This is a genomic window from Mesorhizobium sp. B2-3-14 (genome assembly GCF_006442175.1).
Taxonomy (GTDB): domain Bacteria; phylum Pseudomonadota; class Alphaproteobacteria; order Rhizobiales; family Rhizobiaceae; genus Mesorhizobium; species Mesorhizobium australicum.
The window spans coordinates 677836-703866 of record NZ_VFVP01000002.1 but is presented as its reverse complement, the minus strand read 5'-3'; the positions used below and the strand labels follow the sequence as shown (position 1 = coordinate 703866).

General features: G+C 62.5%; 29 protein-coding genes and 1 pseudogene. 13 read left to right on the top strand and 17 right to left on the bottom strand.

The window, feature by feature from the left end; all coding sequences use genetic code 11:
- Positions 1-141 precede the first annotated feature (141 nt).
- Complete coding sequence (locus tag FJ950_RS08050; RefSeq protein WP_010909609.1) at positions 142-378, bottom strand: Lrp/AsnC family transcriptional regulator; 237 nt, start codon at positions 376-378, stop codon at positions 142-144.
- A 320-nt stretch (positions 379-698) separates the two neighbouring features.
- On the opposite strand from FJ950_RS08050, the gene FJ950_RS08045 reads away from it, so the two are divergent.
- Positions 699-1118, top strand: a complete 420-nt coding sequence (locus FJ950_RS08045) for a DUF4864 domain-containing protein (RefSeq protein ID WP_140616331.1) — start codon at positions 699-701, stop codon at positions 1116-1118.
- 6 nt (positions 1119-1124) lie between these two features.
- Here FJ950_RS08045 and tgt read toward each other — a convergent pair whose 3' ends face one another.
- From tgt to coaD, 7 genes are read right to left on the bottom strand one after another with little or no spacing between them, the layout of a single operon-like run.
- The gene (tgt, locus tag FJ950_RS08040) at positions 1125-2255 is read right to left on the bottom strand and encodes a tRNA guanosine(34) transglycosylase Tgt (RefSeq protein ID WP_140616330.1); all 1131 of its coding nucleotides are present in this window, start codon (positions 2253-2255) and stop codon (positions 1125-1127) included.
- Positions 2248-2517 carry a hypothetical protein gene (locus FJ950_RS08035; RefSeq protein WP_140616328.1) on the bottom strand — a complete coding sequence of 90 codons (270 nt, stop codon included), beginning with the start codon at positions 2515-2517 and terminating at the stop codon, positions 2248-2250. Before FJ950_RS08035 ends, tgt begins: the two co-directional genes overlap by 8 nt.
- Positions 2507-3592 (bottom strand): tRNA preQ1(34) S-adenosylmethionine ribosyltransferase-isomerase QueA, encoded by a 1086-nt coding sequence (queA, locus tag FJ950_RS08030; RefSeq protein ID WP_140616326.1) that lies wholly within the window; start codon positions 3590-3592, stop codon positions 2507-2509. Before queA ends, FJ950_RS08035 begins: the two co-directional genes overlap by 11 nt.
- A gap of 6 nt (positions 3593-3598) precedes the next feature.
- Positions 3599-4048, bottom strand: a complete 450-nt coding sequence (locus FJ950_RS08025; RefSeq protein ID WP_023773870.1) for a DMT family transporter — start codon at positions 4046-4048, stop codon at positions 3599-3601.
- Positions 4049-4060: 12 nt separating this feature from the next.
- Positions 4061-4573, bottom strand: a complete 513-nt coding sequence (locus FJ950_RS08020; protein ID WP_015317720.1) for a peptidylprolyl isomerase — start codon at positions 4571-4573, stop codon at positions 4061-4063.
- Positions 4574-4600: 27 nt separating this feature from the next.
- Complete coding sequence (locus FJ950_RS08015) at positions 4601-5188, bottom strand: peptidylprolyl isomerase (RefSeq protein WP_140616324.1); 588 nt, start codon at positions 5186-5188, stop codon at positions 4601-4603.
- 15 nt (positions 5189-5203) lie between these two features.
- Entirely contained in the window at positions 5204-5704 is a 501-nt protein-coding gene (coaD, locus tag FJ950_RS08010; protein ID WP_015317718.1) for a pantetheine-phosphate adenylyltransferase, read from the bottom strand.
- Positions 5705-5898: 194 nt separating this feature from the next.
- Between coaD and FJ950_RS08005 the strand changes: the two genes are divergently transcribed.
- Entirely contained in the window at positions 5899-6051 is a 153-nt protein-coding gene (locus tag FJ950_RS08005; protein WP_015317717.1) for a hypothetical protein, read from the top strand.
- A gap of 64 nt (positions 6052-6115) precedes the next feature.
- Here the strand turns inward: FJ950_RS08005 and gyrA are convergent, their stop codons facing one another.
- Positions 6116-8914: a DNA gyrase subunit A gene (gene gyrA, locus FJ950_RS08000; RefSeq protein WP_140616322.1), complete on the bottom strand. Its 2799-nt coding sequence runs from the start codon at positions 8912-8914 to the stop codon at positions 6116-6118.
- Positions 8915-9149: 235 nt separating this feature from the next.
- On the bottom strand, positions 9150-9980 hold the full coding sequence (locus FJ950_RS07995) for an AraC family transcriptional regulator (protein WP_140616320.1): 831 nt from the start codon (positions 9978-9980) through the stop codon (positions 9150-9152).
- 85 nt (positions 9981-10065) lie between these two features.
- Between FJ950_RS07995 and FJ950_RS07990 the strand changes: the two genes are divergently transcribed.
- The 3 genes and pseudogenes from FJ950_RS07990 to FJ950_RS07980 all read left to right on the top strand — a co-directional run bounded on the left by FJ950_RS07990 (position 10066) and on the right by FJ950_RS07980 (position 11734).
- Positions 10066-10599, top strand: a complete 534-nt coding sequence (locus FJ950_RS07990) for a hypothetical protein (RefSeq protein WP_140616318.1) — start codon at positions 10066-10068, stop codon at positions 10597-10599.
- 32 nt (positions 10600-10631) lie between these two features.
- Positions 10632-11023 (top strand): annotated as a pseudogene (locus FJ950_RS07985) (VOC family protein).
- Positions 11024-11104: 81 nt separating this feature from the next.
- Positions 11105-11734: a MarC family protein gene (locus FJ950_RS07980; protein ID WP_140616316.1), complete on the top strand. Its 630-nt coding sequence runs from the start codon at positions 11105-11107 to the stop codon at positions 11732-11734.
- Between the two features lie 5 nt (positions 11735-11739).
- Here FJ950_RS07980 and FJ950_RS07975 read toward each other — a convergent pair whose 3' ends face one another.
- Together FJ950_RS07975 and FJ950_RS07970 are read right to left on the bottom strand one after the other, a co-directional pair.
- Positions 11740-12165, bottom strand: coding sequence for an OsmC family protein (locus tag FJ950_RS07975; protein ID WP_140616314.1), 426 nt, complete (start codon positions 12163-12165; stop codon positions 11740-11742).
- Between the two features lie 126 nt (positions 12166-12291).
- Positions 12292-12816 carry a single-stranded DNA-binding protein gene (locus tag FJ950_RS07970; RefSeq protein ID WP_140616312.1) on the bottom strand — a complete coding sequence of 175 codons (525 nt, stop codon included), beginning with the start codon at positions 12814-12816 and terminating at the stop codon, positions 12292-12294.
- A gap of 225 nt (positions 12817-13041) precedes the next feature.
- Here FJ950_RS07970 and FJ950_RS07965 point away from each other — a divergent pair, with 225 nt between their 5' ends.
- The 8 genes from FJ950_RS07965 to FJ950_RS07930 all read left to right on the top strand — a co-directional run bounded on the left by FJ950_RS07965 (position 13042) and on the right by FJ950_RS07930 (position 21127).
- Positions 13042-13356 carry a metalloregulator ArsR/SmtB family transcription factor gene (locus FJ950_RS07965; RefSeq protein ID WP_140616310.1) on the top strand — a complete coding sequence of 105 codons (315 nt, stop codon included), beginning with the start codon at positions 13042-13044 and terminating at the stop codon, positions 13354-13356.
- The gene (locus FJ950_RS07960; protein ID WP_140616308.1) at positions 13353-13814 is read left to right on the top strand and encodes an SRPBCC domain-containing protein; all 462 of its coding nucleotides are present in this window, start codon (positions 13353-13355) and stop codon (positions 13812-13814) included. Before FJ950_RS07965 ends, FJ950_RS07960 begins: the two co-directional genes overlap by 4 nt.
- A gap of 24 nt (positions 13815-13838) precedes the next feature.
- Positions 13839-14444: an ATP-dependent Clp protease proteolytic subunit gene (locus FJ950_RS07955; RefSeq protein WP_015317707.1), complete on the top strand. Its 606-nt coding sequence runs from the start codon at positions 13839-13841 to the stop codon at positions 14442-14444.
- A gap of 87 nt (positions 14445-14531) precedes the next feature.
- Positions 14532-14831 (top strand): hypothetical protein, encoded by a 300-nt coding sequence (locus FJ950_RS07950; protein WP_140616306.1) that lies wholly within the window; start codon positions 14532-14534, stop codon positions 14829-14831.
- A gap of 698 nt (positions 14832-15529) precedes the next feature.
- Complete coding sequence (uvrA, locus tag FJ950_RS07945; protein ID WP_140616304.1) at positions 15530-18451, top strand: excinuclease ABC subunit UvrA; 2922 nt, start codon at positions 15530-15532, stop codon at positions 18449-18451.
- Between the two features lie 41 nt (positions 18452-18492).
- A complete protein-coding gene (locus FJ950_RS07940; protein ID WP_140616514.1) occupies positions 18493-18960 on the top strand; it encodes a GNAT family N-acetyltransferase in 468 nt (155 codons plus the stop codon).
- 28 nt (positions 18961-18988) lie between these two features.
- Positions 18989-19795 (top strand): DUF72 domain-containing protein, encoded by an 807-nt coding sequence (locus FJ950_RS07935; RefSeq protein ID WP_140616302.1) that lies wholly within the window; start codon positions 18989-18991, stop codon positions 19793-19795.
- A 183-nt stretch (positions 19796-19978) separates the two neighbouring features.
- A complete protein-coding gene (locus FJ950_RS07930; RefSeq protein WP_140616300.1) occupies positions 19979-21127 on the top strand; it encodes a GGDEF domain-containing protein in 1149 nt (382 codons plus the stop codon).
- Between the two features lie 37 nt (positions 21128-21164).
- Here the strand turns inward: FJ950_RS07930 and FJ950_RS07925 are convergent, their stop codons facing one another.
- The 5 genes from FJ950_RS07925 to urtB all read right to left on the bottom strand — a co-directional run bounded on the left by FJ950_RS07925 (position 21165) and on the right by urtB (position 25969).
- The gene (locus FJ950_RS07925) at positions 21165-21341 is read right to left on the bottom strand and encodes a hypothetical protein (RefSeq protein ID WP_013531844.1); all 177 of its coding nucleotides are present in this window, start codon (positions 21339-21341) and stop codon (positions 21165-21167) included.
- 261 nt (positions 21342-21602) lie between these two features.
- Positions 21603-22298, bottom strand: coding sequence for an urea ABC transporter ATP-binding subunit UrtE (urtE, locus tag FJ950_RS07920; RefSeq protein WP_140616298.1), 696 nt, complete (start codon positions 22296-22298; stop codon positions 21603-21605).
- Between the two features lie 69 nt (positions 22299-22367).
- Positions 22368-23114, bottom strand: coding sequence for an urea ABC transporter ATP-binding protein UrtD (gene urtD, locus FJ950_RS07915; RefSeq protein WP_015317700.1), 747 nt, complete (start codon positions 23112-23114; stop codon positions 22368-22370).
- A 6-nt stretch (positions 23115-23120) separates the two neighbouring features.
- A complete protein-coding gene (urtC, locus tag FJ950_RS07910; protein WP_015317699.1) occupies positions 23121-24356 on the bottom strand; it encodes an urea ABC transporter permease subunit UrtC in 1236 nt (411 codons plus the stop codon).
- Positions 24353-25969: an urea ABC transporter permease subunit UrtB gene (gene urtB / locus FJ950_RS07905; RefSeq protein ID WP_015317698.1), complete on the bottom strand. Its 1617-nt coding sequence runs from the start codon at positions 25967-25969 to the stop codon at positions 24353-24355. Before urtB ends, urtC begins: the two co-directional genes overlap by 4 nt.
- Positions 25970-26031: the final 62 nt, after the last annotated feature.

Here is a 26031-nt window from a genome sequence, read left to right as displayed (position 1 = left end):
GGCGTCGCGGGAGAAAATCAAGCGCAATCGGTGATTTGGGGGAAGCGGACGATTAGTATGTTGCGGCTGCCCAAAATTAAGGCAGCCCAAATACAAGCTTGATCAGCCTTTGCCTCGTGCCCGGGCAACCGCCTCGCACTGCTAGAAGGCGCGGAAGGTGACGACGGTGAACGTGTCCTTGATGCCGGGAAGAATCTGCACCTTCTCGTTGACGAAATGGCCGACGTCTTCTTCGTCGTCGACATAGAATTTGGCGAGCAGATCGTAGTTGCCGGCGGTGGAGTAGATTTCCGAGGCGATCTCGGCGTCGGCAAGCGCGCTGGCAACCTCATAGGATTTGCCCAGCTCGCATTTGATCTGCACGAAAAACGCCTTCATGGCTTCGTCCCGCTAAACTTCCAGGTCCAAGCGGCCCTTCTGGCAGACTGGAGGCAGCCTTTCAAGCACTGGAATGCGCGCTTAGCCGGCGCGGGGGTCCCGGCCACCGCCTCGCGCGGCCCCGCAACCGGCATGCCGTGCTTGCAGAGCCTGCCGCCGATCACCAGCGCGGGCATGCCCTGCAATATCGTTCGTGCATGGCTTCTGCACCGAGGCGCGACGAATATTGGCGGCCGCTGAAACCGTGAGGCGCCCTGGCACGTATGTTAGGATGTCTCCTGGAACTTCTGGAGGCGGTTCGAGGACGGTGGAGACAAGCCATGCGCCGCGGCTTTTTCGCATTCGCGTTCGTTTCGCTCATGCTGGCTTTCCAGGCGTCTGCCGGAGATGCCAAGATCAAGGCTGGTCAGGCCGTCATCGACAGTCAGTTGAAGGCCCTCATCGCCGATGACGGGGCCAAGGCCTACAGCTTTGCCGCCCCGAACGTGAAGCAGATATTCCCGACCGTCGATGCCTTCATGAATATGGTGACCAATGGCTACCCGCCTGTGCGCAAACCCCAGTCCTACGCTTTCGGTAAGGTCGAGCAGACTGGTCCCGGTTCTATCGTCCAGCAGGTACTGATCGTCGGCCCTGACGGCAAGGATTATGAGGCGGTCTACACGCTGCAGCAGCAGCCTGACGGCACATTCCAGATCACCGGCTGCAGCCTGCGGGCGTCGAACTCGCTCAGCACCTGAACGGGTTTACAGCGCCGGGATATCGCCCCTCGCCCAGCCCTCGGAAATCTCGGCCCCGCGCGTCTCGAAGGTGCCGGTTTCGATCGCGGCGCGGATCTCCTGCATCAGCTTCTGGTAGTAGGACAGGTTGTTCCAGGTCAGCAGCATCGCGCCGAGCGCCTCCTGCGAGCGCACCAGATGGTGCAGATAGGCACGCGAATAATCCCTGGCTGCCGGGCAGTCGCTCTCTTCATCGAGCGGGTGCGGATCGTCGGCATGGCGGGCGTTGCGCAGGTTGACCTTGCCGCGCCTCGTATAGGCCAGGCCGTGCCGGCCGGCGCGCGTCGGCATCACGCAATCGAACATGTCGATGCCGCGGGCAACCGATTTCAGGATATCGTCCGGGGTTCCCACGCCCATCAGATAGCGTGGCTTGTTATCTGGCAGTTCGGGACAGGTGATGTCGAGCATGTCGAGCATCACCGCCTGCGGCTCGCCGACGGCCAAGCCGCCGACAGCATAGCCCTTGAGCTCCATCGCGCTCAGCGCCTGTGCCGAGCGAACCCTGAGCGCCGCGTTGTCACCACCCTGCACGATGCCGAACATCGCTTTGCCCGGCTGGTCGCCGAACGCCGTCTTGCAGCGCTCCGCCCAGCGCAGCGACAGCTCCATGGCGCGCTCGATCTCCTTGATCTCGGCCGGCAACGCGGTGCATTCGTCGAGTTGCATCTGGATGTCGGAATCGAGCAGACCTTGAATTTCGATCGAGCGCTCCGGCGACATCTCGTAGGCCGCACCATCGATGTGAGAGCGGAAGGTGACGCCCTTTTCCGTCAGCTTCCTCAGCTTCGACAGCGACATCACCTGAAAACCGCCGCTGTCGGTCAGGATCGGGTGCGGCCAGCGGGCGAATTCGTGCAGACCGCCGAGCCGCGCCACGCGCTCGGCCCCGGGCCGCAACATCAGGTGATAGGTGTTGCCCAGGATGATGTCGGCACCAACGCCGCGCACCTGGTCCATGTACATGGCTTTGACCGTGCCACCGGTGCCGACCGGCATGAAGGCCGGCGTGCGAATCTCGCCGCGCGGCATGTCGATCAGGCCGCGCCGCGCCTTGCCATCGGTCGCCAACACCCTGAAGGTGAAATTCTCAGCCATTGAATTCCTTGTCGAATACCGGCGCATCCGGCGCCTGCTCGTCGAGCGACTGACGGTACTGGATGCAGCCGCGCATGAATTTTGGCCAGGGCGGCACCGCGATTGACGGCTCGGTCCTTTCCGGCAGCAGGTCCCACAGATCGGGGTGATGCCAGCAGAGGTCATGACCTGATGTATCGCGGTGCGCGCGAATGCCGGCGCGCAGCCTTTTCACTTCCGCGATCAGCCTGTCGCGGTCGAAGGTTTGCAGATCATCGTCCATCGTTCTCCTCCCTGAACAGAAGACTGGCGTCTCCATAGGAATAGAACCTGTAACCGCTCTCGATGGCATGTGCATAGGCGGCACTCATCGTGTCGAGGCCACTGAAAGCCGAGACCAGCATGAACAGCGTCGAGCGCGGCAGATGGAAGTTGGTCATCAGCATGTCGGCCGTGCGAAAGCGGTAGCCGGGCGTGATGAAGATGTCGGTCGGTCCGGACCATGGCGCCAGCGTGCCGTCCTCACGCGCCGCACTCTCGAGCAGGCGCAGCGAGGTCGTACCGACGGCAATGACGCGCCCGCCCCTCGCCTTCGCCGCATTGAGCGCATCGGCGGTCGCCTGGCTGACCGAGCCGATCTCGGCATGCATCTTATGGTCCGCGGTATCGTCCGCCTTGACCGGCAGGAACGTGCCGGCGCCCACATGCAAGGTGACGAAGCGGCGTTCGACCCCTTTGGCGTCCAGCGCCGCGAAAAGCGCCGGCGTGAAGTGCAGGCCCGCGGTGGGCGCCGCTACCGCGCCTTCTTCCCGGGCATAGATGGTCTGGTAGTCGGCACGATCGCGCTCGTCGTCATCGCGCTTCGAGGCGATGTAGGGCGGTAGTGGAATGTGGCCGACCGCGTGCAGCGCTTCGTCGAGGAAAGGACCGGATAGATCAAAGCCGAGCAGCGCTTCGCCGCCCTCGCCTTTTTCGATCACGGTGGCGTCGAGCTGGCCGAGGAAACAGGAATTGCCGTCATGGCCGAAATGGATGCGGTCGCCGGCGGCAATCCGCTTGCCCGGCCGCATGAAGGCCAGCCAGCGGTCCGGCGCCATGCGCATGTGCAGCGTGGCCTCGACCTGCGACTGTGCTTCGCCGCGCCGCCTGATGCCTTTCAACTGCGCCGGAATGACCTTGGTGTCGTTGAAAACCAGCACGTCGCCGGCGCGGAGCAAGGATGGCAGGTCGCCAACCGTCCTGTCCTCCAGCCCCTTGCCTGGCTTGACCACCAGCATTTTGGCGCTGTCGCGCGGTTCTGCCGGGCGAAGCGCGATGCGCTCCTCCGGCAGGTCGAAGTCAAAGAGGTCGACGCGCATCGGGACTCAAAACAGCCGAACGAGCAGCGCTCCGGCCAGCAGAAGCACCGCGCCGGCGACGCGGCCGAGCGAGATTTCACGCACGGCGACCCCAAGGAAGCCGACGCGGTCGATGAGCATACCCGCGAGCAGCTGGCCGGCCACCAGGAACGCCATCAGGGCGGCCGCGCCGATGCGCGGCGTCAGGATCGTCGAAAGCGTGACATAGAAGCCGCCAAGCATGCCGCCGGCGACAAACAACCAGGGCGCGGGCGCCTTCCAGTCGAGCGAGATGCCTTGCAGCTTCACCACCGTGACGGAGATGATGCCAAGCACGACCGCGCCCGACAGGAACGAAAACGCTGCCGCCGCGACCGGGAGACCCAAGCCGCGCGCAAGCTGCGAATTGATCGGCGCCTGGATGGCAATGAAGGCGCCGGACAGGATGCCGAGAAGCGACCAGACGACGCCCATCATTGTCGTTTGTCCTTACTTGACGTCGGCCGCGACCTTTAGGGACACGATCTTGTCGGGATCCTGCACCGGCTCGCCGCGCTTGATCTTGTCGACATTGTCCATGCCCTCGATGACCTGGCCCCAGACCGTGTACTGGCGGTTGAGGAACGCGGCGTCGTCGAAGCAGATGAAGAACTGCGAATTGGCCGAGTTCGGGTTCTGCGAACGAGCCATCGAGCAGGTGCCGCGGCCGTGGTTTGCGTTGGAGAACTCGGCCTTCAGGTCAGGCTTTTCCGAGCCGCCCATGCCGGCGCGAGACGGCGCGAAGCTGGGCTTGCTGGAATTGCCGAATTTCACGTCGCCGGTCTGCGCCATGAAGCCTTCGATGACGCGGTGGAAGACGACGCCGTCATAGGCGCCTTCACGCGCCAATTCCTTGATGCGGGCGACATGGCCAGGAGCCAAATCGGGAAACAGTTCGATGACGACCTTGCCCTTGGTCGTTTCCATGATGAGCGCGTTCTCGCGGTCCTTGATCTCAGCCATGTCAGATATCCTTTTGTAAAAATGAAACTATTTGTCGGCGGCGATGCGCACTTTGATCATCCGGTCGGGATCGGTGACCGTGCCATTGTCCGCCTCGTCGCCCTTCTTGATCTTGTCCACCAGGTCCATGCCGCTGACGACATTGCCGACAATCGTATACTGGCCATCGAGCGGCGGCGCCGGTGCGAACATGATGAAGAACTGCGAATTGGCGGAGTTCGGATCCTGCGAACGGGCCATGCCGACCACGCCGCGCTTGTAATGCTCGGCCTGCGAGAACTCGGCAGGCAGGTCGGGCAGGTCGGAGCCGCCGGTGCCGACGGCCTGGGCATTGAAACCCTTATTCATATTGCCGAACTTGACATCGCCGGTCTGCGCCATGAAGCCATCGATGACACGGTGGAATGCGACATTGTCGTAGGCATGGTCACGCACCAGCTTCTTGATCTGCGCGACATGCTTGGGCGCCAGATCGGGGCGCAGCGCGATGGTCACGTCGCCATCTTTCAGCGTGATGATCATCGTGTTTTCCGGATCTGCGGCATAGGCCGAGACCGATGCGGTCACGAGACCGGCGAGCACAACAAGGAATGAGGCGAGCCTTTTGAGCTGCATGAGGGTTCTCCGAGCTTATTTCGCGAATTTTGCGGTGAGCGCGCCGGCCACGGCCGCCGGCACGAAGGGGCGGATGTCGCCGCCCATTGAGGCTATCTGGCGCACAAGTGTGGCGGTAATGGTGCGCACCGACGGGCTGGCGGGCAGGAAAACCGTCTGCAATTCAGGCGCCATGGTTTCGTTCATGCCGGCCATCTGCATTTCGTAGTCGAGGTCGGTGCCGTCGCGCAGACCGCGGATCATGATCGAGGCGCCTTCTCTCCTGGCCGCATCGATCACCAGCCCATCGAAGGCAACCACCTTGATGCGGGCGCCGTCGCGGCCGAATTCGGCCTTCGCGGCGGCTTCGATCAACTGCACCCGATCCTCGAACGAAAACAGCGGCTTCTTGCCCGGATGAATGCCGATCGCGGCATAAACAATGTCGGCAACGGCCAGCGAAGCTTTCAGCACATCGAGATGGCCGTTGGTCAGCGGGTCGAAGGAGCCGGCATAAAGGGCGATGCGTTCGGTCATGTCGGAGCTTCTAGCGAGCCTCTATCACAAAGGCAAATCCGATTGGCAGGCGGCCCATGAACCTTTTCCGGCACATGAACGACAGATGAACACGCTGATCACGAAGCCTTCACGCAGCGTTCACTAGGCTGCACCCTTAATAAGATGAAACCAAAGTCCCATATCTCCGTTGTAAGGCGCAGGAGAACACGCACATGCTGATCTACATGCTCGCCACCGCAATGACCGTCGCCATGCTGATCGCCACAGTATTCGGGCTGCATCAGGAAGCACAGCGCATCCGCGTCAAGGCCACCACCAAGCGCTTCGAAGGCTTTGGCCTGCGCAAGCCGTATCGCCACTACTAAGACAGTCCGCAACGCTGCCGCGCCGGCCGACAGGCCGGCGTTGCTATGTCAAACGTACCAGGAACTATTCGGCGTTGTCCGGACCGCTGTCATTCGAATCCGGCCCCGCGCCACCCTCGACGGCCTCTTCCACTTCCTCGTCCGATTGCGGCTCCGAAATCCGCTCGACCGAAACCACCTTCTCACCTTCAGCCGTGTTGAAGATGGTCACGCCCTTGGTGGCGCGGCTAGCGAAACGGATGCCGTTGACGGGTACCCGGATGACGGTGCCGCCATCCGACACCAGCATGATCTGATCGTCATTGCCGACCGGGAAGGTTGCCACCAGCTGGCCGATTTCGGCTGCCTTGGACACGTCGGTGGCACGGATGCCCTTGCCGCCGCGGCCGGTCAGGCGGAAATCGTAGGACGACGAGCGCTTGCCGTATCCATATTCAGTCACCGTCAGCACGTACTGCTCATGCGCCTTGAGGAATTCGTAGCGGTCGTCTGGAAGCTCGGTCTCCTCGCCGATCTCCTCATTGGTGAGCGCGATCTCTTCTTCCTCTCCGGCTGTCTCGGCGGCAAGCCGCCGCTCCGACGCCGCCCGCTTGAGGTAAGCGGCGCGTTCCGCCGGTGAAGCATTGACATGCTCGATCACCGACATGGAGATGATGCGGTCGGTTTCAGCCATGGTTATGCCGCGAACGCCGACGGAATTGCGGCTCTGGAAGACGCGCACGTCGCCGACGGAGAAGCGAATGCACTGGCCCGAATTCGCCGTCAGAAGCACGTCGTCATTGTCGGTGCAGGTCTCGACGCCGAGAATTTCGTCGCCCTCCTCCTCCAGCTTCATGGCGATCTTGCCGTTGCGATTGACCTGGACGAAGTCGGACAATTTGTTGCGGCGCACGGTGCCGCGCGTCGTGGCGAACATCACGTCGAGATCGCCCCAGCTCGTCTCGTCCTCGGGCAGCGGCATGATGGTGGTGATGCGCTCGCCCTGCTCCAGCGGCAGCATGTTGATCAGCGCCTTGCCGCGTGACTGCGGGTTGCCGATCGGCAGCCGCCAGACCTTTTCCTTGTAGACGATGCCGCGCGAGGAGAAGAACAGCACCGGCGTGTGGGTGTTGGCCACGAACAGCCGGGTGACGAAATCCTCTTCCTTGGTCGACATGCCGGAGCGGCCCTTGCCGCCGCGGCGCTGCGCCCGATAGAGCGACAGCGGCACGCGCTTGATGTAGCCGGAATGGCTCACCGTCACGACCATGTCCTCGCGCTGGATCAGATCCTCGTCTTCCATGTCCGCGCCGCCATCGGTGAGCTCGGTGCGGCGTGGCGTGCCGAATTCGTCGCGCACGGCGGCGAGCTCGTCCTTGACGATCTGCTGGATGCGCGCGCGCGACGACAGAATGTCGAGGTAGTCCTTGATCTCGTCGCCGATCGTATTCAACTCATCGGCGATTTCGTCGCGGCCAAGCGCGGTCAGGCGCTGCAGGCGCAGTTCGAGGATAGCGCGCGCCTGTTCCTCGGACAGATTGTAGGTGCCGTCCTCGTTGATACGATGGCGCGGATCGTCGATCAGGAGGATCAGCGATTCAACGTCACCCGAGGGCCAGCGCCGCTCCATCAATTGCTCGCGCGCCGTCTGCGGGTCCGGCGCGGTGCGGATCAGCTTGATGACCTCGTCGATGTTGGCGACGGCGATGGCCAGGCCAACCAGCACATGGGCGCGGTCCCGCGCCTTGCGCAGCAGGAACTTCGTCCGCCGGCTGATCACCTCCTCGCGGAAGGTGACGAACGCCTTCAGCATGTCGGTCAGGTTCAGCAGCTCCGGTTTGCCGCCGTTCAGAGCCACCATATTGGCGCCGAAAGAGGTCTGCAGAGGCGTGAACCGGTAGAGCTGATTGAGGACGACGTCGGCAACGGCGTCACGCTTGAGCTCGATGACGACGCGATAGCCCTGGCGGTCGCTTTCGTCGCGGATGTCGGAAATGCCCTCGATGCGCTTGTCGCGCACCAGTTCGGCCATCTTCTCGATCATCGAGGCCTTGTTCACCTGGTAGGGAACCTCGGTGATGATGATCGATTCGCGGTCATTGCCGCGCTGTTCGATGTTGACCTTGCCACGCATGACGATGGAGCCGCGGCCGGTGGAATAGGCGCTGTAGATGCCGGAACGGCCAAGCACGATGCCGCCGGTCGGAAAATCGGGGCCCGGAATGATCTCCATCAGCGCCGGCAGGTCGATCGCCGGATTGTCGATGACGGCAATAGCGGCGTTGCAGACTTCACCGAGATTGTGCGGCGGAATGTTGGTGGCCATGCCGACGGCAATGCCGCCCGAACCGTTGACCAGCAGATTGGGAAAGCGCGCCGGCAGAACCTTCGGCTCGGTGTCCGAAGCATCATAAGTGTCCTGGAAATCGACGGTATCCTTGTCGATGTCCTCCAACAGCTCGTGCGCGACCTTGGTCAGGCGCGATTCGGTGTAGCGCATCGCCGCCGGCGGATCGCCGTCGATCGAACCGAAATTGCCCTGCCCGTCGATCAGCGGCACGCGCAACGACCAATCCTGCGCCATGCGCACCAGGGCGTCATAGATCGAGGCGTCGCCATGCGGATGGTATTTACCCATCACGTCGGCTACGGGGCGCGCCGATTTCACATATTTGCGGTTCCAGTGGTAGCCGCTCTCATGGGCGGCATAGAGGATGCGACGGTGCACCGGCTTCAGGCCGTCGCGCACATCGGGCAGCGCACGGCTGACGATCACGCTCATGGCGTAATCGAGATAGGAGCGCTGCATCTCCTCGATGATGGATATCGGCTCGATGCCGCTGGGGCCGCCGTCTGTGCCGCGCGGTGTCTTCTGGTCGGTCAAATCGGATCACAATCTAATCAGGAATCACTCGCTGCTTATATAGGAAGCGAGGCCGAAACTCCAATGTCCGCGGCACTTTTCCAGTGTCAATTTTGGTGGTAATTTCAAGTGGATACCACTGATTGCGACGATATGGCCAAGGCGCTTTCGCCGCCACCAAGGCAAAAGCCGGCAATGGACCGTTTTCCCCAGACGAACGCCGCGAGCGCGATCAGTTGGACCTCGTGGCAACTTTTCAGCGGCTGCCAACGCGCCCGGACCGACACCGGCCAGGCGTCTCGCCCATGACCCGCCGAAACCGGCGATTGAAGGTCGACAGATCGTTGAAGCCGGCCTCGAAAGCAATCGCCGAGATGGCATCGTTGGACGTGCGCAATCGCACCGCCGCGCGATGCAATCGGGTCCTGAGCAGGTACTGATAGGGCGTCATGCCGGCGACCTGCCGGAAGGTGCGCAGGAAATGATAGGGACTGGTCGCGGTCTCATCCGCCAACGCTGGAAGCGAGACCGGTCCGTCGGCATCCAGTTCGATCCGCCTCACCGCCTCGGCAACCCTTTTCTGATCGCGGCGGCTTGGATCGCGACTGGCATGCCTTGCGCCTGAGATTGTCGCCACGGCGGCACCGGCGATGCGCAGGGCAAGTTCCTCGAAGGCGCCTGCGTCGGCCATGTCGCGCGCGGCTTCCGCCTCGGCCAGCAGCGGTGCGATGGCGGGTAACGGCGGCAGGCGAGGCGTCTCGAAGGTGAGCTTCCCAGCGCCCGGTACGTCGGCGACGATCCGGTCCATATAGGCCGGCCCGAAATGGAAGGAGAGGCAACGGTCGCCGCTGCCATGCTCGTGCCCGCATTCGTAGCATGTGCCGGAATTGCCAAGCAGGAGGCTGCCTGGCGCGAGCATTGCGGTGCCTTGCTGTGCGCGATAGCGGAAGGTGCCACTGGTAACCGCCGCGACGCAAAAATCCCGATGGACTTCCTCGAACGGCCGATCGCCGGCGCTAGCCGTGCAGATCACATCCGCCACGTGCCAGCCAGGTCCGGATGCAAGGGTGTTCGCGGTCGCCGTCATGGCTGAAATATAGCAATTTTTCCCAAGCCCAAAACCCCGGCGGCACCTATTGCTCGCGGTCTCCTGACAAGAAGAGATCGCAGCCATGCCCGACCAATCCACATTTGCCGAAGCCTTGCACAGTCCCGGACCGATCGAAGGGCTTGCCGAAAAACTGAACCTTTACGGCCGCTTCGTCGGTGCCTGGACGTTTGACGCCGCGCGCCATCTCGAGGACGGCACGGTGCTGACCGGACGCGGCGAGGTGCACTTCGGCTGGGCGCTGGAAGGCCGCGCCATCCAGGACGTCTGGATCCTGCCCGCGCGTGACGCCGGCCCCTCGCCATCGCTTGGCAAATGGACCTTTTACGGCACGACGCTGCGGGTCTATGACCCCGGAATCGATGCCTGGCACATCTTCTGGAGCGACCCGCGCAACCAGTATTTCAGCCGTCAGCTCGGCCGCGCCGAAGGCGGCACGATCGTGCAGGTCGGCGCCGACGGCACTGGTTCCTCGGTACGCTGGAGCTTTTCGCGCATCACCGAGAATTCCTTCCGATGGCTCGGCGAGCGCTCGCATGACGGCGCCGACTGGCACCTCGAAGTCGAGTTCCTGGCGCATCGTCAATCTGAAAGATGACACCACAACCCTTTGTGACAATGGAGAAAACCATGTTCGATCATATCTCGATCGGCGTTCGCGACGTCACTGCCTCCAAACGTTTCTACGATACCGCGCTGAGGCCGCTCGGCTTCACTTGCGTCAGCCAATCGCCGGGTTCGCTCGGCTATGGTGTCCAGGCTGTCGCGCCCCAGGCTGTCGCGCTGTGGGTCAACGAGGCGGCGCGCCCGGTGCCGGCGGACGAAAGATCCGGCCTGCATTTCTGCTTCGCCGCGCCGACACGGGATAGCGTCGGTGCCTTTCATGCCGGGGCGTTGCGCGAGGCGGCAGCGACAATGGCGGACCGGGCCTGCGCGCCGACTATGGCGAGAACTATTACGCGGCCTTCGTTGTCGATCCGGACGGCTATCGCCTGGAGGCCTATTGCGGCGCTGCCGCCTAACCTGCGGTTCTGACTGTTCCCACCGACCGGGCTTTGCTCTACCAATGTGGGTACGGGCTTGGCCCGGCGGGAGGGTCAGCGATGCCGAGTTTCGACAGCCTGTTCAATGCCTTCGTCACCATTCTCGTGACCATCGATCCGCCTGGGCTGGCGCCTCTGTTCCTCGCCGTGACGCGCGGCATGAACCGCGAGGAGCGCAGCCAGGTTTCCGTGCGCGCCTCGGTCATCGGTTTTCTGGTGATGGCGCTGTTTGCGGTGGCCGGCGCATCGATCCTGTCGGTGTTCGGCATCACCTTGCCGGCGTTCCGTGTCGCCGGCGGATTCCTGCTGTTCTTCATCGCCTTTGAAATGGTGTTCGAGCGCCGGCAGGACCGCAAGGAAAAGATCGGCGACGTCGCCATCACCAAGGACATGATCCACAACATCGCCGCCTTCCCCCTGGCGATCCCGCTGGTCGCCGGCCCCGGCGCGATTTCAGCGACGGTGCTGCTCTCAGGCTCGTTTCAGGGTTTTGCGGCGCAGGCGGCCCTGGTCGGCATCATTCTTGTCTGCCTCGTCATAACCTATCTGGTATTCGTGCTGTCGGAACGCATCGACCGCATCCTCGGCCAGACCGGCCGCTCGATCCTGACCCGCCTGCTCGGGGTTATCCTGGCGGCACTGGCCGTGCAGTTCGTGGCAGATGGCATCAAGGCGCTGATGGCCTCGTAGGCCGCTTATTCTGCGGTCGTATCGATGACTTCAAAGTCGTGGGTAATCGTCGCGGTCTTGGCCATCATGGCGGAGGCCGAGCAGTATTTTTCGATCGAAAGGTCGATTGCCCGCTTGACCTTGTCGCTGGACAGCGCCCGGCCCTTGACGATGAAATGCATATGGATGCGGGTGAACACTTTGGGATCGGTTTCGGAGCGGTCGGAATCGAGCTCGACCACGCAATCCTCGACGGCCTCGCGCCCCTTTTCGAGGATATGGACGACATCATAGGCCGAGCAGCCGCCGGTGCCGATCAGCACCAGTTCCATCGGGCTCGGTCCCGGCGTCTTGCCTTCCGGGCCTGACGCCGTGCCCAGCACGACCTTGTGGCCGCTGCTGGACTCGCCGACGAAGGTGCGCTCCTCGACCCATTTTACCCGTGCCTTCATCGCCAGTCCTCTTACGTCTCTGATCGCGCCAACGTCAGCTCAAAACCACCATGCAAAACCCCGAAAGTCCATGCGGACCTCGGGGCATATCAAGTAAAGGCATTCGCTATTTGGTGCGGCTTTCGATCAGAACGGAATTTCGTCGTCCAGTTCGCGCGACGAACCACCGCCACCGCCGCCCCTGGGAGCGTTGCCGCCACCGCGGTTGAACCCTTCGTTCGGGCTCGACTGGCCGAAATCGGAACCACGGCTGCTGCCGCCACCGCTGTAGCCGCCAACCTGACCGCCCTCACCCTGGCCACGCGCATCGAGCATCTGCAACTCGCCGCGGAATTTCTGCAGCACGACTTCGGTCGTGTATTTGTCGACACCGGTCTGGTCCTGCCATTTGCGCGTCTGCAGCTGGCCCTCGACATAAACCTTCATGCCCTTCTTCAGATACTGCTCCGCCACCTTGGCGATGCCCTCATTGAAGATGACGACGTTATGCCACTCGGTCTTTTCCTTGCGCTCGCCGGAATTCTTGTCGCGCCAGCTTTCCGACGTCGCGATGCGAATGTTGACGACCGGCTCGCCCGAGTTCAGGCGGCGGATTTCAGGGTCAGCGCCGAGATTGCCGACCAGAATGACCTTGTTGACGCTACCCGCCATGATATTTCTCCGCGCTATCCGAAACAAATTTTTGTCGCAGCACCTTACAGGCTACGCACGTCAGCCGCTTGCCAAGGCTGGCTTTTCCCACAAGGTTTTTGTTCCCTTTTCGTTCCTATATGCACTGCGGCCAATTGTCAAGGAATGGCAGCAATGCCGGAACGCCGCATATGGGTCTCAAAACAGCGCTTGCCAAATCGATAAGTATCGACTTATGCTTTTGTCATGATCGAAGCAGAGATTTTCCGCGCCTTGGCCGACCCGACACGCCGCGCCGTCTTTGAGCGTCTCGCCACAAGCGAGATGAGCGTGTCGGAATTGCGCAGCGGCCTGACGGTGTCGCAACCGGCGGTGTCGCAGCATCTGGCGGTGCTGCGGGGCGCCGGCCTCGTGGTCGAGCGGCGGGCCGGCCGCAACGCCTATTATCGTGCGGATCCGCAGGGGCTTGCCCCGCTGCTCTCATGGGTCGAACGCTACCGTACCTTCTGGCCGGAGCGCATCGAAAGGCTGAAGACGGTTTTGAAGGACATGGATCAATGAACAGCCAAAGCGAAGTCTCTCCCGATGCGATTGAGTTCGAATACGATCTTGCCGAGCCGCCGGAAAAGGTTTGGCGGGCGCTGACCGTGCCGGAACTGCTCGCCGCCTGGATGATGCCCAACGACATCAGGCCGCAGACCGGCAGCCGCTTTGCCTTCGCCGGTCAAGACGCGGCGATCGAATGCGAGATTCTCGATGCCGAGCCCGAACGCCTGCTGCGCTATTCCTGGCGCGAGCGGTCGGACGATGCCGCGCACCCACTCGACAGCACCGTCACCTTCACACTCGCCCGAACCGTTTCCGGCGGCACGCATCTGCGCATCGTCCATGACGGCTTTGCTCGCAAGGCGATGCCGGCCGTGGCCATGGCGGGGGCAGGCTGCCGGCTTTCGCTGCACGGGACCGGCACGCCTATAGCCGCGAACACCCCACGCCTTCTGCTGCTGCACGCGGCTTGAACACGGAAAATTGGAGACAGAAAAATGGGCGGTGTTGCCAGTCTTGTGCCGATGGTAATCGAGCAATCGAGCCGCGGCGAACGCGCATTCGACATTTTTTCGCGGCTGCTGCGCGAGCGCATCGTCTTCGTCAACGGGGAGATTAACGATGACGTCTCGGCGCTGGTCTGCGCGCAGCTTTTGTCGCTGGAGTCGGACAATCCCGAGAAGGAGATCTCGCTCTACATCAACTCGCCCGGCGGCATGGTGACCAGCGGCTTCGCCATCTACGACACGATGCAGTATATCAGCTGCCCGGTGTCGACCGTATGCATGGGCTTTGCCGCGTCGATGGGATCGTTCCTGCTGATGGCGGGCACCGCCGGGCGCCGCATCGCACTACCCAACGCCACCATCCTGCTACATCAGCCGCTGGGCGGCTTCCAGGGCCAGGCTTCCGACATCCAGCGGCACGCCGAACGCATCGGCCAGACCAAACGCCACATGACCGAACTCTACGCCCAGCATTGCGGCCGCAGCTATGAAGACGTCGAGCGCACGCTCGACCGCGACCATTTCATGACCGCCCGCGAGGCCCAGGCCTGGGGCATCGTCGACCATGTGTTCGACACCCGCAAAAAGGCTGCGTAGGACCAGAGTGAGGTCAAATCCTGCTGCTTGTCGAAGATTTGACGATCCCGCTCTGGCTCCGGTGGCGGCCGGCCCCTATAACAAGGGATGACCGACACTCATCGATCAAGAACATCGCACCGTGTCACGGCCGCCATGGTGCTTGCCATCGTCGGCCTTGTGTCCAGGTCGGCACTTGCCGACGAGGCCTCGTCGTCGTTTCGGAAAGGCGCCCTGCCCGGCGTAACCGGCGACTATCGCATCGCCAAGCCGGCCCCGGTGCCCGAACCCGACGACGCGTTCCCCAGCAGCGGCAATGGGCAGTTCAAGATCGGCAATACCGACGTCAGGATTTCCGGCAGCATCACCGTCGATGTCGGAGTTGGCGGGATCAAGCCACCCAGATAGGCAAAGATCGGGCCTTCCAACTGGAGCCCGCCCAAAGAACAGCCCCGCCGTGCCTTGGGCAAACGGGCGGGGCTTTTCTGGATCTCAAATCCATTTTTTGCCGGGAGTGTACTGCCGGCGTTTGATTTCGGATGCTTCGCGGCATTCAGCCGACGATCCGACTAGCAGTCTCTGATTTTCAGGGATACGGCAGGTCACGGTTTGTCGGGTGGCGCAAACGCCTGCCCTTGGCACTTATGCCTGCCGCGGCTCCAGTAACAACTGAAGCCCTGGGGGACTATCCGGTGGCGTCATGCTCCGCTCCTCTTGTCCGTTGCGACATTGTCGTCGTGAAGCGCAAATCGCAAATGCCTGCGGCGTCTCGCAGGCCACCTTGGGGCGGCGAGGCCATCGATAGACGGCCGGCTTCGCTGACTTCGCAAGACTGCTCCCGTGAGTTGGCCGCGTCAACCATCAATAGCCGGTTACGGAAAAATGTGATCGCCGGGAGCTTACGTTCGGGTCAGCTTCCGCACAGCTTTGTCAGGAGGGTGTTCGGCCTTTGTTCTTTCCGCTTGCCCGCTCGCGCGAAAGGCGGTTAAACGACTTCTGTCGAGAATTGTGGCGTCTCTCGACGTGGCGGCAAAAATAACTACATAGGGAATGGCCGGGGAAACCCGCCTATCCCATAAATTCCAGATCTGAGGCGGCGACCTGACATGGCCGACCATAAATATCTTTCCATTCGCGGGGCGCGCGAACACAATCTGAAGAATGTCGATCTCGACCTGCCGCGTGACAGCCTGATCGTCATGACCGGCCTGTCGGGCTCTGGCAAATCGTCGCTTGCTTTCGACACCATCTATGCCGAAGGCCAGCGCCGCTATGTCGAGAGCCTCTCGGCCTATGCCCGGCAATTCCTCGAAATGATGCAGAAGCCGGACGTCGACCAGATCGACGGCCTGTCGCCGGCCATCTCGATCGAGCAGAAGACCACGTCGAAGAACCCGCGTTCGACGGTCGGTACCGTCACCGAGATCTACGACTATATGCGCCTTCTGTTTGCCCGCGTCGGCGTGCCCTATTCGCCGGCCACCGGCCTGCCGATCGAGAGCCAGACAGTCAGCCAGATGGTCGACCGGGTGCTGGCGGTCGAGGAAGGCACGCGCCTGTTCCTGCTGGCGCCCATCGTGCGCGGCCGCAAGGGCGAATATCGCAAGGAACTGCTGGAGTTGCAGAAGAAGGGCTTTCAGCGCGTCAAGGTTGACGGCGTCTTCTATGAAATCGCCGATGTGCCGGCGCTGGACAAGAAATACAAGCACGACATCGACGTCGTCGTCGACCGCATCGTCGTGCGCGGCGACCTTGCCACAAGACTTGCCGACTCCATCGAGACGGCGCTGAAGCTGGCCGAGGGGCTGGCGGTGGCGGAGTTCGCCGACAGGCCGCTCGATGCCAGCCAGACTGGCGAGGATTCGGTCAACAAGTCGAAGAACGAGACGCATGAGCGCATCCTGTTCTCGGAAAAGTTCGCCTGCCCGGTCTCCGGCTTCACCATTCCGGAAATCGAGCCCAGGCTGTTCTCCTTCAACAACCCGTTTGGCGCCTGCCCGACCTGCGACGGTCTCGGCAGCCAGCGCGCCATCGACCCCAACCTCGTGGTGCCCGACGAGAACGTGTCGCTGCGCGACGGCGCCGTCAGCCCATGGGCGAAATCGACCTCGCCCTATTACTCGCAGACGCTCGAGGCATTGGGCAAGGCGTACGACTTCAAGCTCGGCGACAAGTTCAAGGATCTTTCAGCGCCGGCCCAGGAAGCGATCCTGCGCGGCACCGGCGAGCGCGAGATCACCTTCCAGTATGATGACGGCCTGCGCTCCTACAAGACGACCAAGACCTTCGAAGGCGTCATCCCCAATCTCGAGCGGCGCTGGAAGGAGACCGAATCCGCCTGGATGCGCGAGGAAATCGAGCGCTTCATGTCGGCCACGCCCTGCCCGGTCTGCAAGGGCTACCGGCTGAAGCCGGAGGCGCTGGCGGTGAAGATCGCCGGCAAGCACATTGGCGAAGTGACGGAACAGTCGATCCGCAACGCCGACAAATGGTTCACCGACCTGCCGGCGCAGCTCAACGACAAGCAGAACGAGATCGCTGTCCGCGTCCTGAAGGAAATCCGCGAGCGTCTGCGCTTCCTCAACGATGTCGGGCTCGACTATCTCACCTTGTCGCGCAATTCCGGCACGCTGTCGGGTGGCGAAAGCCAGCGCATCCGGCTGGCCTCGCAGATCGGCTCAGGCCTCACCGGCGTGCTCTACGTGCTGGACGAGCCGTCGATCGGCCTGCACCAGCGCGACAATACCCGCCTGCTCGACACGCTCAAGCACCTGCGCGACATCGGCAACACCGTGATCGTCGTCGAGCATGACGAGGACGCCATCCTGCATGCCGACTATGTCGTCGATATGGGTCCGGCCGCCGGCATCTATGGCGGCGAGATCATCGCCCAGGGCACGCCGCAGCAGGTGATGGCCAATCCCAATTCGATCACCGGCAAATATCTGTCGGGCGCGCTCGAAGTGGCAACGCCCGGCGTGCGCCGCGAGGCGAAGAAAAACCGGCGGCTGAAGATCGTCGGCGCGCGCGGCAACAATCTGAAGAACGTCACCGCCGAAATCCCGCTCGGCACTTTCACCGCCGTCACCGGCGTGTCGGGCGGCGGCAAGTCGACCTTCCTGATCGAGACGCTGTTCAAGGCGGCCTCGCGCCGCATCATGGGCTCACGCGAGCATCCGGCCGAGCATGACCGCATCGAGGGATTGGAGTTCCTCGACAAGGTCATCGACATCGACCAGTCGCCGATCGGCCGCACGCCGCGTTCGAACCCCGCCACCTATACCGGCGCCTTCACGCCGATCCGCGACTGGTTCGCCGGGCTACCGGAAGCGAAGGCGCGCGGCTATCAGCCCGGCCGTTTCTCCTTCAACGTCAAGGGCGGCCGCTGCGAGGCCTGCCAAGGCGACGGCGTCATCAAGATCGAGATGCACTTTTTGCCCGACGTCTACGTCACCTGCGACGTCTGTCACGGCAAGCGCTACAACAGGGAGACGCTCGACGTGCTGTTCAAGGGCAAGTCGATCGCCGACGTGCTCGACATGACCGTCGAGGAAGGCGTCGATTTCTTCGCCGCCGTACCCGGCGTACGCGACAAGCTGGAGACGCTGAAGCAGGTCGGCCTTGGTTACATCCATATCGGCCAGCAGGCGACGACGCTGTCCGGCGGTGAAGCGCAGCGCATCAAGCTCGCCAAGGAACTGTCGCGCAAGGCGACCGGCAAGACGCTCTACATCCTCGACGAACCGACCACCGGTCTCCATTTCCATGACGTCGCCAAGCTATTGGAAGTGCTGCACGAACTGGTCGACCAAGGCAATACGGTGGTGGTCATCGAGCATAATCTCGAAGTGATAAAAACCGCAGACTGGGTGCTCGACCTCGGCCCCGAGGGCGGTGATGGCGGCGGCGAACTGGTCGCCTCGGGCACGCCGGAAGCGATCGTGCGGGAGAAGCGCAGCTACACCGGCCAGTTCCTCAAGGAGTTGCTGGAGCGTCGCCCTGGAGGCAAACGCGAAGCGGCGGAGTGATGGGTAAGGATGATCTCATCACGGTCCAGAGCAGCTTTGGCATGAGGCTTGCCGGCCCTGAAGATCTCGCCGCGATCGTCGCGCTGACGCAAGCCGCCTACGCTCCCTACAATGCCATACTCGATGCACCGCCGATCCCGGTTACCGAGGACTACGCGCCGCGTATTGCCCAGGGCCAGGTCTGGCTGCTGGAGAGCGGCGATGAACTTGCCGGAGTGATCACGCTGGAGCGGCATGAAGATCACGCGATGATCTTCTCCGTCGCGGTGTCGCCTGCCTTCCAGGGCAAGGGGTTCGGTATTGCATTGCTGAAGCACGCTGACGAGCAGGCGCGGCAGTGGGGCCTGCCGGAGATACGGCTCTACACCAATGCGAAAATGGAACGAAACATCGCGCTCTATCTCGCTTACGGCTATCGCGAAACGGGTCGCCGGCCCAATCCCTACCGGCCAGGGTGGATACTCGTCGACATGGCCAAACCCGTCGACAACAGGTCCACCACGGCCTGATCGCCATTAGAAATCTGGGAGGACGACAATGAGCAAATCGGGAACAATCCGCGCCGGCATGGGCGGCTGGACCTTCGAACCCTGGGACACGTCCTTCTACCCCGAGAAACTGTCGAAGGCCAAGCAACTGCAATACGCTACCCGGCAGGTGCCGAGCATCGAGGTCAACGGCACTTATTATTCGAGCTTCAAGGAGCCGACCTTCGTCAAATGGGCCAACGAAGCACCTGACAATTTCGTCTATTCGCTGAAAGGCAACCGCTTCGTTACCAACCGGCGCGTGCTGGGCGAAGCCGGTGAATCGATGATGCGTTTCCTGGGCTCCGGCGTTGCCGCGCTCGGCGACAAGCTGGGACCGATCCTGTGGCAGTTCGCGCCGACCAAGAAGTTCGATCCGGACGATTTCGAGGCGTTTCTGAAGCTGCTGCCGGAAAAGCAGGATGGTGTCGCGCTGCGCCACGCGCTTGAAGTGCGCAACGACAGTTTCATCGTGCCGGAATTCCCAGCGCTCGCGCGCAAATACAAGGCGGCGATCGTCTATGCCGACCATGCCAAATATCCTGACATCGCCGACATCACTGGCGATTTCATCTATGCGCGGCTGCAGACCGGCAGCGACGACAATCCCGATTGCTATACGCCAACGGGCCTCGACGAATGGGCGGCGCGGGCCAAGATCTGGGCGCAGGGCAAGCAGCCGGCCGATCTGCGGCGCGCCGACCCCGCCACCGATGCCCCGGTCCAGCCCCGCGACGTGTTCGTCTACTTCATCACCGAGGGCAAGGTCCGGGCGCCGTTCGGGGCGATGGCATTGATGAAGCGCGTAGCCGACTGAAAAGGCGTCAGTCGGTGTCCAGCTGCACACAATAGGCGCATAGCCTATGCGTATTGAGCGTAGCAAAGCGCCTGTTCCTGGGCATCTTCGCCACGATCGTAACCTTATCGACACTTCCTTGCCGCATGAATGCGCCGACGCCAAGCCGCAGAGCTGGGACCGCCGCCGGCAGGGAAAGAGGGCATGTCGCTCGACTACACTTCACTTCTGCTGGCCGTCGGTTTCTCGGCCGCTTGCCTCAGCCTGACATTGTTCGGCATGTGGCTGACCGCCCGCTCGGAAAAATTCCTGCTGACATGGGCGATCAGCCTGGTGTTCGTGGTCGGCGATATTTTTATCTATGACGCCTATATCGGGATGCCGGGACGCCTGCTCGGCATCGCCACCTCGGCGTTTCTGCTAATCGGCTTTTCGGCCATGCTGGGTGCGGCCTATCAGTTCCGAACCGGCGGCTCGCCACTGCCGCGGACCCTGTGGGGTTGCTATTCCCTAGCGATAGCGTTGCCCCCCATGGCTCTGGGCTACGATGGCCTCGGCTTCGTGGCGGAGAACATGTTTGCCGCCGTGCTCCTGTTCGCCACGGCTTTCGAATACTGGAAGGGCCGTGATGAGGCACCCGCCCTGACGATCGGCATCACCGCGCTCTATTCGGCCACGGCCACCTCCTTCGGGCTCTGCGCCATGGTTCTCGCCTGGGAAGGAAAACTGGTGCTCGGACATGCACCAAGCAACTGGGCCGAGGAGCTCAGCCTCGTCGTGGTTATCGCCAGCATGACAGGTATTGGCGCGCTGTCGCTTGCCCTCAATCAGGGGCGTCTGGCGAGGCATCACCATCGCAACGCCCAGACGGATTCCCTGACCGGCCTGCTCAACCGGCGCGCGCTGTTCGACATGCATGGCCATGTCCCGGTCGGCGCCTTTACCGCGGTGGTCGTCTTCGACCTCGACAACTTCAAAACCATCAACGACGAATTCGGCCATGCGGCGGGCGATGAAGTGCTGAGGGTGTTCGCCAACGAGTTGGCAGCCAACCTTCGACCGGCCGACGTCGCCGCGCGCATGGGCGGCGAGGAATTCGCGCTGGTACTGAAGCGCACGCTGCCGGAGGCGGTCGAGGAAGCAGCCGAGCGCATCCGGGCGGCTTTCGCGACGCGACTGATAGAAACCGAAACCGGTTCCCTCACCTGTACGGTCAGCGCCGGATTTGCGTTTGGCAGCAAAGAGGGCATCAGCCTGGACAAGGTGCTCAGCGCCGCCGACAAGGCGCTCTATGACGCCAAGCGCGGAGGCCGCAACCGCGTCACCGCCTCGCCATTCCGACGCGCGAGCTAAACGCGCGTATCATGCCAAGCCCGCCGGGCGACATGCATTAGGCCGCCATGACGATTTCATTGAAGGTATCGAGATCGACATAGAAGACCTTGGTGATCTCCTCGATCAGGTCGTCGTAGTCACAGCCCTGTGACCTCAGAATGTTGATGGCGGCGATGATGTCGACGCGTTCGGTAAGCCGCCGCTTCTGGTAGTCTTCGACGTAACGTTCCATGGCTGTCCCTTAGCCTGTGTGCCCAAACGCGTTTGAACGACAATCAGATCGGGAAGGTAGGAAGCCTTGCTTGCGTGGAACTTGCAGGGCCTTTGCCGCGCCGCGATCTGCGATAACCAGACTGATACGGAAACGGCCGACTCACAAAGCCACGGAAACACTAGCATGCGATATTGCATGTGCCAGAGACGCAGATGATGGATGTAAGAAATATTGGTCTTGCCAATAACTTCAAATCTTCAATGAAGTCTGGCGCCGATTCTAGACTGTGAGGAATTTGCGGACATCAGCCCGGTCTAAATCTTCCGCTGGGCCGGTGTGGACGATCTGGCCGCGATCCATGATGTTGACCTCGTCGGCGAGTTCGCGGCAGAAATCGAGATACTGTTCGACCAGCAGCACCGCAATGCCGGCCTGGTCGCGCAGATAGCGTATGGCGCGGCCGATATCCTTGATGACAGAGGGCTGGATGCCTTCGGTCGGCTCGTCGAGCACCAGCAGCTTCGGCCGCATCACGAGTGCCCTGCCGATGGCGAGCTGCTGTTGCTGGCCGCCGGAAAGATCGCCGCCACGGCGGCCAAGCATCTGCTTCAGCACCGGAAACAGCTCGAAGACGTGCGCAGGCACGTTGCGGTCGGCGCGCTTCAAGGGCGCGAAGCCGGATTCGAGATTTTCCCGCACGCTGAGCAGCGGAAAGATCTCCCTGCCCTGCGGCACGAATGCGATGCCCGACCGGGCGCGGTCATACGCCGCGCTCCGGTCGAGCGCCTTCCCCTCGAAGGCAACGCTTCCGCTCGTCAGCCTGTGGTGGCCGACGATCGATCTCATCAAACTGGTCTTGCCGACGCCGTTGCGTCCGAGCACGCAGGTGATCTTGCCCGCACCCGCCTTCAGCGACACCCCGCGCAACGCCTGGGCGGCGCCGTAGTGCAGCGTGGCATTGGAGACCTCGAGCATGTCAGCGCCTTCTCCAGAACCGAAGAAACGACATGTCGAAGTGATGGAATTGCAACCGCCAGACCATGCTCATCTCCCCAGATAGACTTCGACGACGCGCTCGTCGGCCGAAACGAAATCGAGCGTCCCTTCCGAGAGCACCGAGCCTTCATGCAGGCAGGTAACCTTGACGCCGAGTTCGCGGACGAAATGCATGTCGTGTTCGACGACAATGACCGAGTGGTCACGGGCGATATCCCTGAGCAGCCGCGCGGTTTCCTCGGTCTCGGCATCGGTCATGCCGGCCACCGGCTCGTCGACCAGAAGCAGCTTCGGGTCCTGCGCCAGCAGCATGCCGATCTCGAGCCATTGTTTCTGGCCGTGGCTAAGATTGGCGGCGAGTTCGCGGCGCTTGTCGCCCAACCGGATGATGCCAAGGATGTCATCGATCTGCCGCGCCTCGGCGGGCGATTGGCGATGGAACAGCGCCGGGAAGATCGAACGCGGTCCCTTCAGCGCCAGCATCAGGTTTTCTTCGATCGTGTGGCTTTCGAAAACGGTCGGCTTCTGGAATTTGCGGCCGATGCCCATCATGGCGATCTCGGCTTCGTCATGCCTGGTCAGGTCCACCTGGCCGTCGAAGAACACTTCGCCTTCATCCGGCCTCGTCTTGCCGGTGACGATGTCCATCATCGTCGTCTTGCCGGCGCCGTTGGGGCCGATGATGGCGCGCATCTCGCCCTTGTCGAGCACCAGGGACAGATTGTTGATGGCGCGAAAGCCGTCGAAGGACACCGAGACGCCGTCGAGATAGAGGATAGTGTTGGATTTGCTCATGGTCGCTTACTCCGCCGCCTGCGGTTCGGGGTCGGACCAGGACCATTCGCCTGGGTTTCTCGCCGGCGAGCGAGCGGGCTTCGAGGTCGCGGACGCGATGCCAACCTCGGCGCCGGCTTCTTCAGCCTGGGACGCCACGCGCAGCGCCCTGGCATTGCCGCGCCAGCTGTCCCACATGCCGATGATGCCCTTGGGCAGGAGCAAGGTGACGGCGACGAACAGGCCGCCGAGCGCGAACAGCCAGAATTCCGGCAGCACGCCGGTGAACCAGGATTTGCCGGCATTGACCAGCAACGCGCCGATGATTGGCCCGACAATGGTGCCGCGGCCGCCGACCGCCGCCCAAATCACCACCTCGATCGAATTGGCCGGCTCGAATTCGCCTGGATTGATGATGCCGACCTGCGGCACGTAGAGCGCGCCGGCAATGCCTGCCATGACGGCCGAAACGGTAAAAGCGAACAGCTTTACGTTCTCCGCCCGCCAGCCGAGGAAGCGCGTGCGGCTCTCGGCGTCGCGCACGGCCATCAGCAGCTTGCCGTATTTGGAGCCGACGATCGCCCAGGTGATGAAAACGGCGAGTGCCAGCATCACCGCGCTGGCCGCGAACAGTGCCGAACGGGTGGTATCGGCCTGCACGTTGAAGCCCAGAATATCCTTGAAATCGGTCAGGCCGTTATTGCCTCCGAAACCCATGTCGTTGCGGAAGAAGGCAAGCAGCAGCGCATAGGTCATCGCCTGGGTGATGATGGAGAGGTAGACACCGGTGACGCGGCTGCGGAAGGCGAACCAGCCGAAGATGAAGGCAAGCAGGCCGGGCACCGCCAGCACCATGATGGCGGCGAACCAGAAATGGTCGAAACCGGTCCAGAACCAGGGCAATTCCTTGTAGTTCAGGAACACCATGAAATCGGGCAGGATCGGGTTGCCGTAGACGCCGCGCGAGCCGATCTGGCGCATCAGATACATTCCCATCGCATAGCCGCCGAGCGCGAAGAAGGCGCCGTGGCCGAGCGAGAGGATACCGCAATAGCCCCAGACCAGATCGAGCGAGAGCGCCAGCAGTGCATAGCAGAGATATTTGCCGGTCAGCGCCACAATGTAGGACGGAATGTAGAAGGCGCTTGTCGGCGAGACGGCCAGGTTAAGCACCGGCACGATTATAGCCACCGCCAGCAGGATGAAGATGGTGATGGCGATGCGGCGATCCGCGCCGGCGGCAAAGAAGCGTCCCGATATCATGCTTCCACCGCCCTGCCCTTGAGCGCGAACAGGCCTCGCGGGCGCTTCTGGATGAACAGGATGATCAGCACCAGCACGACGATCTTGCCGAGCACCGCGCCGGCATAGGGCTCGAGAACCTTGTTGACGATGCCGAGCGAAAAGGCGCCGACCAATGTACCCCAGAGATTGCCGACACCGCCGAAGACGACCACCATGAAGCTGTCGATGATGTAGCCGCGACCAAGATTGGGCGAGACATTGTCGATCTGGCTGAGCGCGACGCCGGCGATACCGGCAATGCCGGATCCCAGCGCGAAGGTCAGCGCGTCGACCCAGGGCGTCCTGATGCCCATCGAGGCGGCCATGCGCCGGTTGGCGGTGACGGCGCGCATCTGCAGCCCCCAGGGCGTGCGCTTCATTACATAGAGCAACATGCCGAACACCGTGAGCGCGAACACCAGAATCCACAGCCGGTTCCAGGTGATGGCCAATTGTCCGACGTCGAAGGAGCCGGACATCCAGGACGGATTGCCGACCTCCTGGTTGGTCGGTCCGAAGATCGAGCGCACCGCCTGCTGCAGGATGAGCGAGACGCCCCAGGTTGCCAGCAGCGTCTCCAGCGGCCGGCCGTAGAGGAACCGGATCACGCCGCGCTCGATGATGAGACCGACGAATGCCGCGACCAGGAAGGCGAGCGGCAGCGCGATCACCAGCGACCAGTCGAACAGGCTGGGAAGGGACGTCCGGATCACCTGCTGGACGACGAAGGTCGTATAGGCGCCAAGCATCACCATCTCGCCATGCGCCATGTTGATGACGCCCATGACGCCGAAGGTGATGGCAAGCCCGATCGCTGCCAGCAGCAGCACGGAACCCAGCGAAATCCCGTACCAGATGTTCTGTCCGGCATCCCACAGGGCCAGCGTCGAATTGATGTTGGCGATCGCTGCCGTCGCCGCGTCCTTGACCGCGCCGGAGGCACTGGCCTCGACCGAAGTGAGCAGCGAAACCGCGTCCCGGTCGCCACGCGCGCCGATCAGGGCGACCGCGGCGAGTTTGTCGGCCTCAGGCCCGTCGGAAACAAGCACCGAGGCCGCACGGGCCTGTTCGAGCAGAGCCTTGACGCTGGCCACGGTCTCGCCGGCAATCGCCGTGTCGAGTGGCTCGATGTTGGCTGCGTCGGGCGTCTTGAACATGGTGCCGGCGGCGGCCAGCCGCACAGCCGGATCCTTGGCGCCAAGCGTCAACGTGCCGAGCGCATCGCGGATGACGCGGCGCAGTGTGTTGTTGACCTTGATCTTGGCGACGTCGTCCTTGGCCGCCTCGCCGGATGCTTCGCTGCTGAGCGGATCGAAAAGCTGGACGCTTTCGCCGGTTTCCTTGCCGACGAAGACCAGGGAATCGGCCTTGCGGATATAGAGATTGCCATCGGCGAGTGCCGAAAGCGGGTGTTCGACCAAAGGATCGCCGGTGGCGGCGAGGTCATGCACGACGGCTCCGGTCTCGGAAAAGCCCTTGGCGCTCGCGAACTTGGCGATGATGGCGCGCAGATCGGCTTCGCCTGCGCCCGACGACGACAGTGTCGCCAGCAGGAACAACAGCGTCAGGCCAATCGTGCGGATCAAGGTCATCGGCTTGAGTTAACCCTTGAAGGTTTGAAATGGGCGCGTCCGGACAGTGGAGGAAACCGTCC

What these genes read in the sequence shown, in the direction of transcription:
- FJ950_RS08025 (WP_023773870.1), bottom strand. Translation starts at nt 4,048, where the DNA reads ATGATGGGCGTCGTCTGGTCGCTTCTCGGCATCCTGTCCGGCGCCTTC.
- urtE (WP_140616298.1), bottom strand. Translation starts at nt 22,298, where the DNA reads ATGCTCGAGGTCTCCAATGCCACGCTGCACTACGGCGCCGCCCAGGCG.
- FJ950_RS07965 (WP_140616310.1), top strand. Translation starts at nt 13,042, where the DNA reads ATGATCGAAGCAGAGATTTTCCGCGCCTTGGCCGACCCGACACGCCGC.
- urtB (WP_015317698.1), bottom strand. Translation starts at nt 25,969, where the DNA reads ATGACCTTGATCCGCACGATTGGCCTGACGCTGTTGTTCCTGCTGGCG.
- FJ950_RS07955 (WP_015317707.1), top strand. Translation starts at nt 13,839, where the DNA reads ATGGGCGGTGTTGCCAGTCTTGTGCCGATGGTAATCGAGCAATCGAGC.
- FJ950_RS08035 (WP_140616328.1), bottom strand. Translation starts at nt 2,517, where the DNA reads ATGGACGATGATCTGCAAACCTTCGACCGCGACAGGCTGATCGCGGAA.
- FJ950_RS07935 (WP_140616302.1), top strand. Translation starts at nt 18,989, where the DNA reads ATGAGCAAATCGGGAACAATCCGCGCCGGCATGGGCGGCTGGACCTTC.
- FJ950_RS08045 (WP_140616331.1), top strand. Translation starts at nt 699, where the DNA reads ATGCGCCGCGGCTTTTTCGCATTCGCGTTCGTTTCGCTCATGCTGGCT.
- coaD (WP_015317718.1), bottom strand. Translation starts at nt 5,704, where the DNA reads ATGACCGAACGCATCGCCCTTTATGCCGGCTCCTTCGACCCGCTGACC.
- FJ950_RS08050 (WP_010909609.1), bottom strand. Translation starts at nt 378, where the DNA reads ATGAAGGCGTTTTTCGTGCAGATCAAATGCGAGCTGGGCAAATCCTAT.
- FJ950_RS08015 (WP_140616324.1), bottom strand. Translation starts at nt 5,188, where the DNA reads ATGCAGCTCAAAAGGCTCGCCTCATTCCTTGTTGTGCTCGCCGGTCTC.
- urtC (WP_015317699.1), bottom strand. Translation starts at nt 24,356, where the DNA reads ATGATATCGGGACGCTTCTTTGCCGCCGGCGCGGATCGCCGCATCGCC.
- FJ950_RS07930 (WP_140616300.1), top strand. Translation starts at nt 19,979, where the DNA reads ATGTCGCTCGACTACACTTCACTTCTGCTGGCCGTCGGTTTCTCGGCC.
- uvrA (WP_140616304.1), top strand. Translation starts at nt 15,530, where the DNA reads ATGGCCGACCATAAATATCTTTCCATTCGCGGGGCGCGCGAACACAAT.
- FJ950_RS08005 (WP_015317717.1), top strand. Translation starts at nt 5,899, where the DNA reads ATGCTGATCTACATGCTCGCCACCGCAATGACCGTCGCCATGCTGATC.
- FJ950_RS07995 (WP_140616320.1), bottom strand. Translation starts at nt 9,980, where the DNA reads ATGACGGCGACCGCGAACACCCTTGCATCCGGACCTGGCTGGCACGTG.
- FJ950_RS07950 (WP_140616306.1), top strand. Translation starts at nt 14,532, where the DNA reads ATGACCGACACTCATCGATCAAGAACATCGCACCGTGTCACGGCCGCC.
- urtD (WP_015317700.1), bottom strand. Translation starts at nt 23,114, where the DNA reads ATGAGCAAATCCAACACTATCCTCTATCTCGACGGCGTCTCGGTGTCC.
- FJ950_RS08020 (WP_015317720.1), bottom strand. Translation starts at nt 4,573, where the DNA reads ATGGCTGAGATCAAGGACCGCGAGAACGCGCTCATCATGGAAACGACC.
- FJ950_RS07925 (WP_013531844.1), bottom strand. Translation starts at nt 21,341, where the DNA reads ATGGAACGTTACGTCGAAGACTACCAGAAGCGGCGGCTTACCGAACGC.
- FJ950_RS07960 (WP_140616308.1), top strand. Translation starts at nt 13,353, where the DNA reads ATGAACAGCCAAAGCGAAGTCTCTCCCGATGCGATTGAGTTCGAATAC.
- FJ950_RS07980 (WP_140616316.1), top strand. Translation starts at nt 11,105, where the DNA reads ATGCCGAGTTTCGACAGCCTGTTCAATGCCTTCGTCACCATTCTCGTG.
- tgt (WP_140616330.1), bottom strand. Translation starts at nt 2,255, where the DNA reads ATGGCTGAGAATTTCACCTTCAGGGTGTTGGCGACCGATGGCAAGGCG.
- FJ950_RS07970 (WP_140616312.1), bottom strand. Translation starts at nt 12,816, where the DNA reads ATGGCGGGTAGCGTCAACAAGGTCATTCTGGTCGGCAATCTCGGCGCT.
- FJ950_RS07940 (WP_140616514.1), top strand. Translation starts at nt 18,493, where the DNA reads ATGAGGCTTGCCGGCCCTGAAGATCTCGCCGCGATCGTCGCGCTGACG.
- FJ950_RS07975 (WP_140616314.1), bottom strand. Translation starts at nt 12,165, where the DNA reads ATGAAGGCACGGGTAAAATGGGTCGAGGAGCGCACCTTCGTCGGCGAG.
- FJ950_RS07990 (WP_140616318.1), top strand. Translation starts at nt 10,066, where the DNA reads ATGCCCGACCAATCCACATTTGCCGAAGCCTTGCACAGTCCCGGACCG.
- queA (WP_140616326.1), bottom strand. Translation starts at nt 3,592, where the DNA reads ATGCGCGTCGACCTCTTTGACTTCGACCTGCCGGAGGAGCGCATCGCG.